At 63.9% G+C, this 12832-nt stretch carries 12 protein-coding genes; 7 read left to right on the top strand and 5 right to left on the bottom strand.

Features of this window, described 5'->3' with window-relative positions; translation table 11 throughout:
- Nucleotides 1-73: 73 nt before the first annotated feature.
- Nucleotides 74-901, top strand: a complete 828-nt coding sequence (locus V1273_RS17315; RefSeq protein WP_334362461.1) for a tetratricopeptide repeat protein — start codon at nt 74-76, stop codon at nt 899-901.
- Between the two features lie 183 nt (nt 902-1084).
- On the opposite strand, the gene V1273_RS17320 is transcribed toward V1273_RS17315, so the two are convergent.
- From V1273_RS17320 to V1273_RS17340, 5 genes are all read right to left on the bottom strand, one after another.
- Nucleotides 1085-2368: an AAA family ATPase gene (locus tag V1273_RS17320; protein ID WP_334362462.1), complete on the bottom strand. Its 1284-nt coding sequence runs from the start codon at nt 2366-2368 to the stop codon at nt 1085-1087.
- Nucleotides 2365-3105, bottom strand: a complete 741-nt coding sequence (locus tag V1273_RS17325) for a CpaD family pilus assembly protein (protein WP_442894159.1) — start codon at nt 3103-3105, stop codon at nt 2365-2367. The genes V1273_RS17320 and V1273_RS17325 overlap by 4 nt, the downstream gene beginning before the upstream one ends.
- Nucleotides 3106-3148: 43 nt before the next feature.
- On the bottom strand, nt 3149-4609 hold the full coding sequence (locus tag V1273_RS17330) for a type II and III secretion system protein family protein (protein WP_334410334.1): 1461 nt from the start codon (nt 4607-4609) through the stop codon (nt 3149-3151).
- Nucleotides 4610-4626: 17 nt separating this feature from the next.
- Nucleotides 4627-5418: a Flp pilus assembly protein CpaB gene (gene cpaB, locus V1273_RS17335; RefSeq protein WP_334410335.1), complete on the bottom strand. Its 792-nt coding sequence runs from the start codon at nt 5416-5418 to the stop codon at nt 4627-4629.
- 280 nt (nt 5419-5698) lie between these two features.
- Nucleotides 5699-6361 (bottom strand): GntR family transcriptional regulator, encoded by a 663-nt coding sequence (locus V1273_RS17340; RefSeq protein ID WP_334410336.1) that lies wholly within the window; start codon nt 6359-6361, stop codon nt 5699-5701.
- Between the two features lie 123 nt (nt 6362-6484).
- Between V1273_RS17340 and V1273_RS17345 the strand changes: the two genes are divergently transcribed.
- The 6 genes from V1273_RS17345 to V1273_RS17370 are packed head-to-tail and all read left to right on the top strand — an operon-like array spanning nt 6485 to nt 12652.
- Nucleotides 6485-7285 (top strand): enoyl-CoA hydratase/isomerase family protein, encoded by an 801-nt coding sequence (locus V1273_RS17345; RefSeq protein ID WP_334410337.1) that lies wholly within the window; start codon nt 6485-6487, stop codon nt 7283-7285.
- A 9-nt stretch (nt 7286-7294) separates the two neighbouring features.
- Entirely contained in the window at nt 7295-8548 is a 1254-nt protein-coding gene (locus V1273_RS17350; RefSeq protein ID WP_334410338.1) for a CaiB/BaiF CoA transferase family protein, read from the top strand.
- Nucleotides 8549-8600: 52 nt separating this feature from the next.
- The gene (locus V1273_RS17355) at nt 8601-9593 is read left to right on the top strand and encodes a Bug family tripartite tricarboxylate transporter substrate binding protein (RefSeq protein ID WP_334410339.1); all 993 of its coding nucleotides are present in this window, start codon (nt 8601-8603) and stop codon (nt 9591-9593) included.
- 10 nt (nt 9594-9603) lie between these two features.
- Nucleotides 9604-10086 (top strand): tripartite tricarboxylate transporter TctB family protein, encoded by a 483-nt coding sequence (locus tag V1273_RS17360; RefSeq protein ID WP_334410340.1) that lies wholly within the window; start codon nt 9604-9606, stop codon nt 10084-10086.
- A gap of 11 nt (nt 10087-10097) precedes the next feature.
- On the top strand, nt 10098-11624 hold the full coding sequence (locus tag V1273_RS17365) for a tripartite tricarboxylate transporter permease (RefSeq protein ID WP_334382261.1): 1527 nt from the start codon (nt 10098-10100) through the stop codon (nt 11622-11624).
- Nucleotides 11621-12652 (top strand): 4-hydroxythreonine-4-phosphate dehydrogenase PdxA, encoded by a 1032-nt coding sequence (locus V1273_RS17370; protein ID WP_334410341.1) that lies wholly within the window; start codon nt 11621-11623, stop codon nt 12650-12652. The genes V1273_RS17365 and V1273_RS17370 overlap by 4 nt, the downstream gene beginning before the upstream one ends.
- Nucleotides 12653-12832 lie beyond the last annotated feature (180 nt).

The raw sequence follows: 12832 nt of genomic DNA on the forward strand, positions 1-12832 counted from the left end.
CGGGCCAGCTTAACCGGAACTTAGGGTTAAGCTGTGAACACTTCTGGACAGTCGCCGCCGTGAGTCCCGCTACATGTTCCAGAAGTTGCCTCATCCGCTCCGTGTCACGCGGCTCCTTGCGTGCGCATCGACCCTGATCCTGGCGTTGGGGATTGGCGGCTGCCAGACCTCGGGACTGTCAGACATTACCGGTTCGATCGGCGAGAAGGCCGACACCGACCACGCCGCCGATCCGCGCCGCGATATCCAGCTTTACCAGGAACGCTATCGCGCCAATCCGAAGGATGCCGACGCGGCCCTGAAATACGGTAAGGCGCTTCGCGCGACAGGGCAGCGGTCGCAGGCGGTTGCGGTGCTCGAACAGGCCTCCATCGCCCATCCGGGCAATAAGCCGCTGCTCGCAACCTATGGCCGCGCGCTGGCGGATAACGGCAATTTCCAGCAGGCCTTCGACGTGCTCGGCCGCGCCCACAGCCCCGACGATCCCGATTGGCGGCTGCTGTCGGCGCAGGGAGCAACACTGGATCAACTCGGCCGATACGAGGAGGCGCGGCAATACTATGCGAGCGCGCTGAAAATCGTGCCCGACCATCCGTCGGTGCTGTCCAATCTCGGACTGTCCTACGTGCTTTCGAAGGATCTGCCCAGGGCCGAGGAGACGCTGCGCCGCGCCCACAGCCTGGCCGGGACCGATCCGCGGGTGCGCGCCAATCTTGCACTGGCGGTCGGCCTGCAGGGGCATTTTGCCGAGGCAGAAAAGATTGTGAAGGCCGACCTGCCGCCCGCCGAGGCGGCAGCCAACGTCGCGCAATTGAAGAGGATGCTGGCGCGAAAGGACAAGGAGAACGCGCGGGCCGAGGCCGACAAGATGCCGATCGCCGCGGCCCGACGCCTCGACTAGGCTGGAGCCTTTTCGGTTCTGATCGATTCAGAGCCAGCAGAGCCTGAATTCACCCCGGATCAAGTCCGGGGCAGGCTCCCGGATCAAGTCCGGGGCAGGCTCCCGGATCAAGTCCGGGGCAGGCTTTCGCCCGAAAACGCGATGAGCGTCGCCGTCCGACGCCGCTGCGCCGTCATCCTTTGCTCACGCCCTGCGGGCCGTCGCGCCCTGCAGTTTCTTGATGATCGGTGCGAGAAACGAAATCCGCGACCGCTTGGTCACGGCATGACCCGTCATGCGCTGCGCGATCTGCAGGAACATCTGGGTGGTGCGATGCTTGGCGGCGATCTGCGCGATCATCTGGCCGTTGTTGGCGGCGGTGCCGAACATCTTCGAATCGAACGGAATGGCCGCAATCGGCTGGCTCTCGATTGCCTTGGCGAATTCGCGCGTGGATATCTCCGGACGCTTGTGCATGCCAACCTGGTTCAGGCAATAGAGCGGCGGGCGGTCGTTGGGCCGCGCCGCCTTCAGCACGTTCAGCATGTTCTTGGTGTTGCGCATATTGGCGAGGTCAGGCTCGGCGACGATCAGAATGTCGTCTGCGCCGACCAGCGTGCGCTTGGTCCATGCCGACCATTGGTGGGGAACGTCGAGCACGATGCAGGGGGTCGTCATGCGCATCGTATCGAAGATCGCATCGAACGCGTCGGCGCCGAAATCGTAGACCTGGTCCAAGGTCGCCGGCGCCGCCAACAGGTTGAGGCGGTCGGTGCATTTCGCCAGCAGACGCTCCATGAAGGCGGAGTCCGGCCGTTCCTGCTGGAAGACGGCATTGGCAATGCCCTGAACCGGATCCTGATTGTAATCGAGGCCGGCGGTGCCGAAGGCAAGGTCGAGATCGATCACGACGGAATCGAGCGCGAGATCGCGCGCAATCGTCCAGGCCACGTTATGCGCGACGGTGGATGCACCGACGCCGCCCTTGGCGCCGACGACGGCGACGATGCGGCCGACGGCCACGGCCTCGGAGGCCGCGTACAGGCCGCATATTGCGCGCACGACATCGATGGGTTCGATCGGTCCGGTAACGTAGTCGCTGACGCCGCGCCGCACCAGTTCGCGATAGGGCGTGACATCGCTGGCGCTGCCGATCACGACGACGCGCGTTCCCGCGTCGCAGACGGTCGCGAGTTCATCGAGCCCTTCGAGGATATCGCTGCCGGGTTCGGTCTCCAGCAAGATCACGTTCGGCGTCGGCGCCGTGTGGTAAGCCTCGATGGCGGCGGCAATGCCGCCCATGTGAACCGAGAGGTGCGCCTTGCCGAGACGGCGGTCTTCGCTCGCCGCGCGCACCGCGGTTGCGATCGCCACACTGGCGCAAAAGGCCTGTACCGATACGCGCGGCGCCGGCGAGATGTATTCCTCGGGCTGCGCCGGCGTGTCGTCCAGTTGTTCGTCGGAGTTTTGAAAGACGCGGCTGATCATTTGCCTGTATCGCTGAGTTTGGCCTTGTCGGCTTCGGGATAGCTGGTCGCGGTCGATGCACCCTTGCGATATTTGTCAAAGGCGATATCGCGCCGCGGCGTGTAGGCGGCGGTCTCTGGACGCGGCTGCTCGAGGTCCGCCGGATTGTCGACCATCGCCGCGAGGTTGCGCTGGGTGGCGCAGCCGAAATTGTGGTAGGAGCGGTTTTCGTTATAGGCGACATTGTCGATGTTCGGCCCGAGGTCTTGCGGCCACAGCCCGCAAGGACCGGCCACCGCCTTGATCTTCGGATAGCTCAGCCTGATCGTCGGCAAGGCCCTGATATCGTCGGGGTGGTAGTGACGCCGTGTGATGGCGCGCGAGGGCACGCCGCCCGCCAACAGCACCGATCGGATTTCCTGATACGACGACGCGGCCGCGCGCGCGTTCGCCGTGTCGATCGGGACATCGGCGATGATTACGCCGGTGCCTTCGCGCATCCAGGCCTGCGCCAGGCCCATGACGTCGGCGCGCTGCGGCCCCGAGAGGCCGCCGCGGCCTCGGCCGACGAACACGACGATCGAGTGGTCGGCTTCGGTTACGGCAATCGGATGACGGTGGCGGTAATCGTCAGATACGCTTGCGGTTGTCACGATTTCCGTGGACTGCCACGTGCAAGCGCCGAGTGTCGCCGAAAGGCCCAGAAGGGCGCCGAGCAGCCCCCCGGCCTTGACGCGATGGAGCGGTGTTCTGGTTATCATCGTTCTGTCCTCGTCCCCACGCGGTGAACAGTTCTGAAACTCAATCAATGATGAAGCCAAAGTTGCCCTGGACGCCGGCGACCGGATCGACGCGGGCGGCGAGGCCGTAGATGCGGTTGATGCGTCCGAGCAGCGTGGACTGGGAATCGGCAGCCGGCGCGAAGCCGTCATCGGGCCGCGACAGCTCTTTCTGCGCGACCGCGCGCACAACATACGGCGTCACGAGAACCATCAGTTCGGTCTGGTTGTTGACGAAGTCCTGGCTGCGGAACAGCGCGCCCAGAACCGGCAATTGATCAAGCCCGGGCAGGCCGTTGATGGCCTGCTTGGTCTGCTCCTGGATGAGGCCGGCCATCGCCACCGAGCCGCCGGACGGTACTTCCAGCGTGGTCTCTGCACGCCGGGTCTTGATCGAGGGAATGGTCGTTCCACCGGCACCGCCCGTCAGGGAGTTTTCGGTCGAGACTTCCGACACTTCCGTCATCACCCGCAGGCTGATCCGCCCCTCACTCAGGACTACCGGCGTGAAGTTGAGCGAGATGCCGAATTTCTTGAAGCTGACGGTCTGGACGCATTGTCCGATGGTGCCGCCCGTGGTCGTTTGGCAGGTCACGCCGGTCGGAATGGGAAATTCGCCGCCCGAGATAAACGTTGCGGATTCGCCGGAGATCGCTGTGAGATTGGGTTCGGCGAGCGTCCGCACGACACCGGCGCTTTCCATCGCGCGAAGCGTCGCCCTGACCGACGGCGCCGAGCCAAATTGCCCGATAAGGCTATTGCCAGGGACGAGGGGCTGGTTGTTTGCCGTGAAGGGATTGTTATTGTTGAAGAGCACCGACGTGTTGCCAACATTCATGCTGGCGCTGAGATCGATGCCCATCTGTTTGATGATATCGCGCCGCACTTCCGCGACAGTGACCTTCAACATCACCTGGTCGCGGCCGCGAACGACGATCGAGTTGACGACCTTCTCGGATCCGCCGACCAGCCGTGCAGCGATCTCGCCGGCCTGTTGGGCTTCGACCGGGCTCGATACCGAGCCAGTCAGCAGTACGCTGTCGCCGACGCCCTCGATCTGAATCCCCGGCAACGACTGCCGCAGCGCGGCGCGCACGCCGTTGAGATCGCGTTTAACTGCGATGTCGTAGGACGCGATCTGCTGGCCATCGCCGTCGAAAAACACCACGTTGGTCTGGCCGACGGCGCCGCCGATGATGTAGGCGCGTTGCGGGGAGCGAATGACGGCATTGGCGATCTTCGGATCGGCCACCAGCACGTCCTTTACGTCGCGTGGCAGGTCGACGACCACCGACTTGCCGATGCCGAGCGAGAGGAAGCGCATCTTGACCGGGCCGATTGCGGAGGTCGTGACCGGATCCTTCTCAGACTCGGCTGCGACCACGGGCAGCAGCGGCCCGAATGTCAGCGAGGCGACAGCCGACAATAACAGGGTGCGCACCGCCACGGTTCGCATCGCTGACTGATTTTCCCCAAACTTCATATCGGGCGTCCTTTCGGTCACTTCTGTGCCGTCGTTTGATTGGCGACTCCGTAGCGAACCACGTTGACGCTCTCGTTTCGTTTTTGAGCCTCGGAACGGCCTTCGGCCGCGTTGACATCGGTGATACTGCGCAGCGCGAGCGACAGCGTGCCGCTCTGGCGCGCGCGCGCCAGAGTCTCGGCCTGCTCGGGCTTCAGTTCGAGTGTGGCGGTGCGGCCGACGAGGGAGTTGCTGCCCTCTTTTTCCTTTGGCGCCTGATCGATCGCCAGCACGCGGATGTTGGAGAGAATGATTTCCGATTGGGCGACGTCGGGTCCCTTGCTGTCCGGATTCTTTTCACGCTTGGAGAGGATGACGTCGACACGGTCGTTGGGCAGGATGAAGCCGCCGGCACCGGTTTCCGGCGAGATCTCGGTCGAGATCGCCCGCATGCCGGTCGGCAGGATGGCTGCCATGAAGCCGGAGCCGTTGGCTTTGACCAACTTCTGCTCGCGGATCGGCTCGCCCGCGAAGAATGGGCTGCGCGCGATCGAGCCTGCGATTTCCTTGATGGCTTCGGCCTTGCTGACTCGGTTGATCAGATTGCTGCCGGCGGCCGCGGCAGGCCAGGCCTGCCATTGCAGGTCCTCGGGCTTGACCTGCTGGCCGAGCCCGATGTCGGACTTCGCGACCAGAATTTCCACCGTCTGCAACGGTGCGACAGGTTCGGCTACTGGTCGAGATGTTTCTTCCGTGCCACGGGCGAGATAGGCGGCAACACCGCCGGCACTCAATGCGATGGTCAGAACGACGACACGTGCGATGTTCATACGCTTTGCTACTCTTACGCAGGGACGTCCCAACTACACGGCAGATGACGGCCATCCCCGGAGGTATGACTAGGCATCAAAGGTATAAGGGAACTTGAGGGTTGAATTATTTGGTCGATCGCACGGCGAGATTCGCCGTCATGGTGAACGGGTGGTTATCGTTTTGGGAAAACCGCTCCGCAAAACCGCGGGGTCGTCTCGGCGTGGGCGTAGCGACGGTCGAATGCGGGTAGAGATGGACGGGCGCTTCGGATGAGAATCAGCGTCAGGCTAGACGCTGCTATGATGCGTGAGCCTGATCTTGCGGCTCGGTCTCCGCGAAGCCAGCCTGCAAGACCTCCTCGCGCTTGTGGCGCAGATGCGCGCGCAGGATATGCGACAACCCCACGCCGTCGCGGCGTTGCAGTGCATTGAGGATCGCTTCGTGCTCCTGCACCGCCAGCGCCCAGCGGCGTGGTGTCATCGGCGTGACGTAGCGCGCACGCCGAATGCGGGCCGTGACGGATTCATATAGGCCTGACAGCACCGGGTTGCCGGCCGCGGCGATGATCGCCTCGTGGATGGTGCGGTTGCAGCGGTAGTATTGGAGAAGGTCGCGATCGCCGTAGTGCCGCACCATCGTGGCGTGGACGGCGGCGACCTCGGCGATATCGGCATCGGTGATGCGCTCGCAGGCGAGCTCGCCAGCCAGGGCTTCGAGCCCCTGGCACACCTCGAACAGGTCGCGCATATCCTTGTCGGTCAACCTGGCCGCGCGCGAGCCGCGGTTCGGCAGCAATTGAACCAGGCCCTCGGCGGCGAGCACCTTGAGGGCTTCGCGCAGCGGTGTGCGCGAGATCTGCAGCTTTTCACAGAGGTCGCGCTCGGGAATCCGCGCGCCCGGCGGGATCTCGCCATCGAGCAACATGGCGCGGACGCGGCCTACGACTTCCTCATGAAGCATCCCTAAAGATCCAATTTGAATGCAAAAATCGTTATATCACCGGAATATTGCTAGTTCCAGCTTGATAAGTCGCATTTTTGCATTCAGAATTGGTTAAGGTCGATTAAGAAAAGGGCCGGCGGCATGGATCAGGACGCGACTGTGGGGGAGGATGACCTCCTGTTTGCCCTCGATGACGGTATCGGCCGGATAACCTTCAACAGACCGCAGGCGCGCAACGCCTTCACCTTCGCGATGTACGAGCGGTTGGCTGCGATCTGCGAGCGCGCCAACCGCGACCATGGGATCAAGGTGCTGCTGCTGCGGGGTGCCGGCGACAAAGCGTTTGCCGCGGGCACCGACATCAACCAGTTCCGGGCCTTCAAGGCGCCGCAGGACGGGCTCGACTACGAGAACCGCATCGACCGCGTGCTCGGCATCCTCGAAACCTGCCGGGTGCCGACGATTGCCGCCATCAACGGCGCCTGCACCGGCGGCGGCGCGGGAATCGCGGCCTGCTGTGACCTCCGCATCGGCACCAGAAGCACGCGGATGGGGTTTCCGATCGCGCGCACGCTCGGCAACTGCCTGTCGATGTCGAATGTCGGCCGCATCACCGCGTTGATCGGCCCGGCGCGCGTCAAGGATCTGATCTTCACGGCACGGCTTGTCGAAGCCGAGGAGGCGGCCTCGGTGGGCCTGCTCAACGAGGTCGTCGATGATCTGGCCGCGCTCGACAGGCGCGCCGACAAGATCGCAAGGCTCGTTGCCGGCAACGCGCCGCTGACGCTGAGCGCGACCAAGCAGGCAGTCGCCCGGCTGCAGAAACGGCTGACGCACGAGGAGGGCGAGGACCTCATCCTGATGTGCTACACCAGCCAGGATTTCCGCGAAGGGCTCGACGCGTTTCTCACCAAGCGCGCGCCGCAATGGCGCGGCCAATAGGAGCCCTTAATGTCCCTTCAAAACGACACGACGCCGCGTTCGGGGCCGCTTGCCGGCCTCAAGGTCATCGATCTCACCCATGTGATGGCGGGACCGACCTGCACGCTGATGCTCGCCGACATGGGCGCCGATGTCATCAAGATCGAGAAATGGCCAAATGGCGACGACACGCGGCACTCGGTGCCACCGAAGATCGGCGACGAGGCAGCCTCCTTCCTGATGATGAACCGCAACAAGCGCGGTATCGTGCTCGACCTGAAGACCGCAGGCGGCAAGGAAGTGCTGCGGCGGCTGATCGCTGACGCCGACGTGCTGGTCGAGAATTTCGCGCCGGGCGCGATGGAGCGGTTAGGCTTCGGCTATGAGGAACTGCATCGGGATTTTCCGGCGCTGATCTATTGCTCGCTCTCTGGTTTTGGCCGAACCGGCCCGTACAAGCATCGCCGGGGCTTCGATCTGGTCGCCCAGGCGATGAGCGGCATCATGAGTTTCACGGGCGAACGGCGGGATGGTCCGCCGGTCAAATGCGGCCCGCCGCTGTCCGATATCACGGCCGGACTCCTCGCCAGCATGGGGATCCTGGCCGCCTATTCGCATCGGCTCAAGACCGGTGAAGGGCAGTGGGTGGAGACCTCGCTCTACGAGGCGGCGCTGGTTCAGACCTATTGGCAGTCGACGATTGCGCTCGCCAGCAACGTGGCGCCGCGCGCCATGGGCTCGGCCCATCCGCTCAACGCACCGTATCAGGCGTTCGAGGCATCCGATGGCTGGCTCGTGGTAGGCGGCGCCAACAAGAAGCACTGGCTATTGATGCTGGAAGCGCTTGGCGCGCTGGAACTGGCTTCCGACCCGCGCTTCGTCAACGGCTCCGACCGCATGGCGAATCTGAAGGAGCTCGAAGCCGAATTGAGCGGGCGTTTCCGCAAACAGACGCGGGCGCATTGGCTGGCGGCACTTGACGAGAAAGGCGTGCCCTGCGGCCCCGTGCACGACATGCTGGAAGCGTTGAGCGATCCGCAGACGCTCGCGCGCGAGATGGTGGTTGAGGTCGAACATTCGACCCTCGGACCGGTGAAGACGATCGGGCTGCCGGTCAAATTCTCGGCGACGCCCGGGAAGGTGCGTTCGGGCGCGCCTGTTTATGGCGAGCATACGCGCGAGGTGCTGCGCGAACATGGTTTTGATCCGGCGCAGATCGATGCGTTCGAGCGGGAGGGGGCGATCGTTGCCGCCTCGGCCGGCCGCAAGGAGCCGGTCGCCTGACGAGAAGACGAGAATACGAACGACAACAAGAAACGCCTACCCGGAGGAAACCATGAAGATCACGTCAAAACTGCTGCTGTCCACGACGGCTTTCATGCTCGCGGGCGCGCTTCCGGCCATCGCGGCCTGGCAGCCGCAGAAGCCGATCGAGTTCGTCGCTACCGCGGGGCCGGGCGGCGGCACTGACAATCTTGCGCGCGCCGTCCAGAGCATCGTCACCAAATACAAACTGACCGACCAGCCGGTCGTGGTCGTCAACAAGGGCGGCGGCAGCGGGGCGGAAGGCTATGTCTACGGCAAGGCGTCCGCCGGCGATCCCTACAAGGTGATCTTCGGTACCTCGAACGCGTGGCAGCAACCGCTCGTCTCCAAGGTTGCCTTCAACTACACCGATCTCACCCCGATTGCCGCGATGGCGCAGGACGAGTTCCTGCTGTGGGTGAAACAGGACGCGCCCTACAAGACGGCGGGCGACTTTCTCAAGGCGGCGGCCGCGACCGAGTTCAAGATGGGCGGCGCGCAGTCCAAGGACACCGACGAGGTGCTGACGCGGATGATCGAGAAGGCGGCCCGCGTCAAATTCACCTACATCCCCTTCAAGAGCGGTGCTGAGGCTGCCGTGCAACTGGCCGGCGGCCATATCGATGCCCACGTCAACAATCCCTCCGAGAGCCTTGGGCAATGGCGCGGTAGCACCCAGCGCCCGCTCTGCGCGTTCAGCCCGAAGCGGTTGCCGCAGGGACCGAAGGTCACGACGTCAGAAGGCTGGAGCGACGTGCCGACCTGCGTCGAGCAGGGGCTTGCGATTTCGCAATATGAGCAGCCGCGCACGGTGTGGCTGCCCGGCAAGGTCAGCCCGGAGCAGGCGGCGTTCTACGTCGACCTATTGAAGAAGGTGCAGGCGACGCCCGAGTGGAAGGAATACATCGAAAGGACCTCGCAGGTTGATACCTTCCTGACCGGCGCTGCGTTCGACAGTTTCATCAAGCAGGACCTCGAACATGTAAAGCAGGTCGCGGGCGAACAGGGCTGGCTGGTGAAGTAGGGCCGGACCGATGATATCACGACGCGCGCTCGAGATAGCCGCCGCGGCGCTGACCGGAATCTTTGGCGTCGTTGTCGTTGTTTCCAGCATCGACAACGGCATCGGCTGGTCGAGCGCCGGCGTCGACGCCGGTACGTTTCCGTTCCTGACCGGCATCATCATCGTGCTCGGCAGCCTTTACAACATGGGGCAGGGCGCCATGGGGCGCGGCACCCTCGCAGTGGTCAGGACAGCCATCACGCCATCCGAGTTGCGCCGCCTCGCGGGCTTGTTCGTTCCAGCCGCGATTTTCGTCGCCGTCATTCCAATGGTTGGAATGTATCTCGCCTCGGCGGGCTACGTTTTTGCGGTCCTGGCGTTGCCGAAACGGCAATCGGTCTTGCGCGCGCTTGTCATCGCCGCGGCAACGCCGCTTGCGCTTTACGTCGTGTTCGAGCGCATGTTCCAGGTGTCGCTGCCGCACGGCGCGGTCGCCACAGCGTTCGGTTTCTGAAGGGCGGGGCGATGGAAAACCTTCAATCGCTGCTGCACGGTTTCACCATCGCGGTCACCGTTCCGCACCTGACGCTGATGGTGATCGGCGTTCTGCTCGGCATTCTCGTCGGCGTTCTGCCCGGTCTTGGTGCGCCAAACGGAGTGTCGCTATTGCTGCCGCTGACCTTCGGCATGCAGCCGGTGTCGGCGATCATCCTGCTTTCGAGCATGTATTGGGGCGCGCTGTTCGGCGGCTCGGTGACGTCGATCCTGTTCAACATCCCGGGCGAACCTTCGTCGGTCGCCACCACATTCGACGGCTATCCGATGGCGCGCGACGGCAGGCCGACGACGGCGCTGGCCACCGCTTTCGGCTCGGCGGCGTTCGGCGCGCTTGTCGGCGTGGTCCTGATTACGTTTCTGGCGTCGTGGGTGGCGCAGGTGGCGCTCGCCTTCGGACCGCCCGAATACTTCGCGGTCTATTTCCTCGCCTTCGCCAGTTTCGTCGGCATGGGCGGTGCGGCGCCGATCAAGACGGTGGTGGCGCTCGCGATCGGCTTTGCCATCGCCGCGATCGGTATCGATACGGTCTCGGGCAGCGTGCGGCTCACCATGGGTATCGACGAGCTGGTGAAGGGCGTCAGCTTCGTCGTTGCCGTGATGGGGCTGTTTGGTATCGGCGAGTTGCTGATTGCGGTGGAGGAGGAGTTTCAGGCCCGCGCGGTATCGTCGAGGGTGGATTGGAAGGAAGTCTTCCGGGCGCTCGGCCGTCTGCCGCAGCACGGCATTGCGTTGCTGCGCAGCGCCGCCATCGGCTGCTGGATGGGCATTACACCGGGTGGTCCAACCGCGGCTTCCTTCATGAGCTATGGTATCGCCAAGCGCTTCTCGCGCAATGGCGCGCGTTTCGGCACCGGCGAGGCCGAGGGCATCGTCGCGCCGGAGACCGCCGACCACGCCGCCGGCACCAGCGCGCTATTGCCGATGCTTTCGCTCGGCATTCCCGGCTCGGCTACGGCCGCTGTCATGATGGGCGGGCTGATGATCTGGGGATTGAATCCCGGACCGATGCTATTCGTCGACCAGAAGGATTTCGTCTGGGGACTGATCGCCTCAATGTATGTCGGCAACATCGTTGCGGTTGCGCTCGTGCTGCTCACCGTTCCCGTGTTCGCCGCCCTGATGCGCATTCCCTTCGCCGTCATCGCTCCCCTGATCGTCATCATCTGCGTGGTGGGCGCCTATTCGGTCTCGAACTCCTATCTCGACGTCGTCCTGATGCTCGGCTTCGGTGTCGTCGGCTATCTCTTCAAGAAGCTGCACTATCCGTTGGCGCCGTTGGTGCTTGCGATCGTGATCGGCGACAAGGCTGAGGACGCGTTCCGGCAGGCCATGCTGATGTCGAAGGGATCGCTCGGGATATTCTTTGCAAACCGGCTGGTGACGACTCTCGTTCTGGCCGGGATGGCGTTGCTACTGCTTCCGCTCGCCCTGCAGATTGTGCGTCTGCTGCGAAAGCCGGACGAAGCCGCTGATGAAAAGGTGAGGACCATATGAAGCTGCATAGCCCCGGCAAGCCGGTGATCGCGCTGGCGATGGGAGATCCCGCCGGTATCAGCCCGGAGCTGACCGCAAAACTCGCCTGCCTCGATGAAATCCTCTCCCGCGCACGCCTGATCGTGATCGGAGACCGCCGCGTTTTCGACGAAGGCGCGCGCGTGGCCGGCGTCAGGACGGACCTGCCAAATGTAGCGCCATCGGCGGACCCGCGATCAATCGGCAGTGACGCCGCTTTTATGGACCTTGGGCATCTCGATTCCGCGACCGTCGAGCGTGGTGTCGCGAGCCAGGCCGGTGGCGCGTTCGCGCTGGAGAATTATCGTCGCGCGCTCACGCTGGCGCGTGACGGGCAGGCCGACGCCGTCTGCTTCACGCCGTTCAACAAGAAGGCGATGCGGCTCGCGCGCGCGGAGTATGACGACGAGATCGCGTTCTCCGCCGAGGTCGCCGGCCTGAAAACGCCAGCCAGCGAATTCAACGTGCTCGACAGGCTCTGGAATGCCCGCGTCACCTCGCACATCGCGCTCAAGGATGTGGCCTCGCGCCTCTCCGTCGAACGTATTCATCGCGCGCTGAAACTGACCGATGCCTGCATGCGACAGGCCGGCTTTGCCGAGCCCCGTATCGCGGTGGCTGGTCTCAACCCGCATGCCGGTGACGGCGGCAATTTCGGCCGCGAGGAGATCGATGTGATCGAACCTGCTGTCATGGCCGGCCGGGCCGAAGGAATAGCGGCGGAAGGGCCGTTTCCGGCCGATACGGTTTTCCTGCGCGCCAAGAACGGGGCCTTCGATGCGGTGCTGACGATGTACCACGACCAGGGCCAGATCGCGATGAAGCTGATGGGCTTCGATCGCGGAGTGACAATTCTCGGCGGCTTCCCGTTTCCGATCTGCACGCCGGCGCATGGCACGGCCTATGACATCGCCGGCCAAGGCGTCGCCTCGGTTGGCGCCAGCCGCGCGGCTTTGTTGCTCGCGGCTGAGATGGCTGATACGGCCGGGTTGCGAAATCGGGCGGCGTGAAGCGCCGGCCTAGCCCCGTGGACTCATTAGCACACAGCCAGGTGCGAATGGATGCGAGCTTGACGAACGCTAGGCGGCTGGCGTTGACGCCTGAGCGTTTTACCGCCATATACAGCGCATGAAGAAGCTTCAGTCAGCCGCATTGACCACCACCGCGACCGCTTACGGCGGATCGCCTGC

Source organism: Bradyrhizobium sp. AZCC 1721 (assembly GCF_036924715.1).
In the GTDB taxonomy this organism is placed as follows: domain Bacteria; phylum Pseudomonadota; class Alphaproteobacteria; order Rhizobiales; family Xanthobacteraceae; genus Bradyrhizobium.

Excerpts from the sequence above, each read along its gene's own strand:
- V1273_RS17350 (WP_334410338.1), top strand. The coding sequence starts at position 7,295 with ATGTCCCTTCAAAACGACACGACGCCGCGTTCGGGGCCGCTTGCCGGC.
- V1273_RS17355 (WP_334410339.1), top strand. The coding sequence starts at position 8,601 with ATGAAGATCACGTCAAAACTGCTGCTGTCCACGACGGCTTTCATGCTC.
- V1273_RS17365 (WP_334382261.1), top strand. The coding sequence starts at position 10,098 with ATGGAAAACCTTCAATCGCTGCTGCACGGTTTCACCATCGCGGTCACC.
- V1273_RS17370 (WP_334410341.1), top strand. The coding sequence starts at position 11,621 with ATGAAGCTGCATAGCCCCGGCAAGCCGGTGATCGCGCTGGCGATGGGA.
- V1273_RS17330 (WP_334410334.1), bottom strand. The coding sequence starts at position 4,609 with ATGAAGTTTGGGGAAAATCAGTCAGCGATGCGAACCGTGGCGGTGCGC.
- V1273_RS17340 (WP_334410336.1), bottom strand. The coding sequence starts at position 6,361 with ATGCTTCATGAGGAAGTCGTAGGCCGCGTCCGCGCCATGTTGCTCGAT.
- V1273_RS17360 (WP_334410340.1), top strand. The coding sequence starts at position 9,604 with ATGATATCACGACGCGCGCTCGAGATAGCCGCCGCGGCGCTGACCGGA.
- V1273_RS17320 (WP_334362462.1), bottom strand. The coding sequence starts at position 2,368 with ATGATCAGCCGCGTCTTTCAAAACTCCGACGAACAACTGGACGACACG.
- cpaB (WP_334410335.1), bottom strand. The coding sequence starts at position 5,418 with ATGAACATCGCACGTGTCGTCGTTCTGACCATCGCATTGAGTGCCGGC.
- V1273_RS17345 (WP_334410337.1), top strand. The coding sequence starts at position 6,485 with ATGGATCAGGACGCGACTGTGGGGGAGGATGACCTCCTGTTTGCCCTC.
- V1273_RS17315 (WP_334362461.1), top strand. The coding sequence starts at position 74 with ATGTTCCAGAAGTTGCCTCATCCGCTCCGTGTCACGCGGCTCCTTGCG.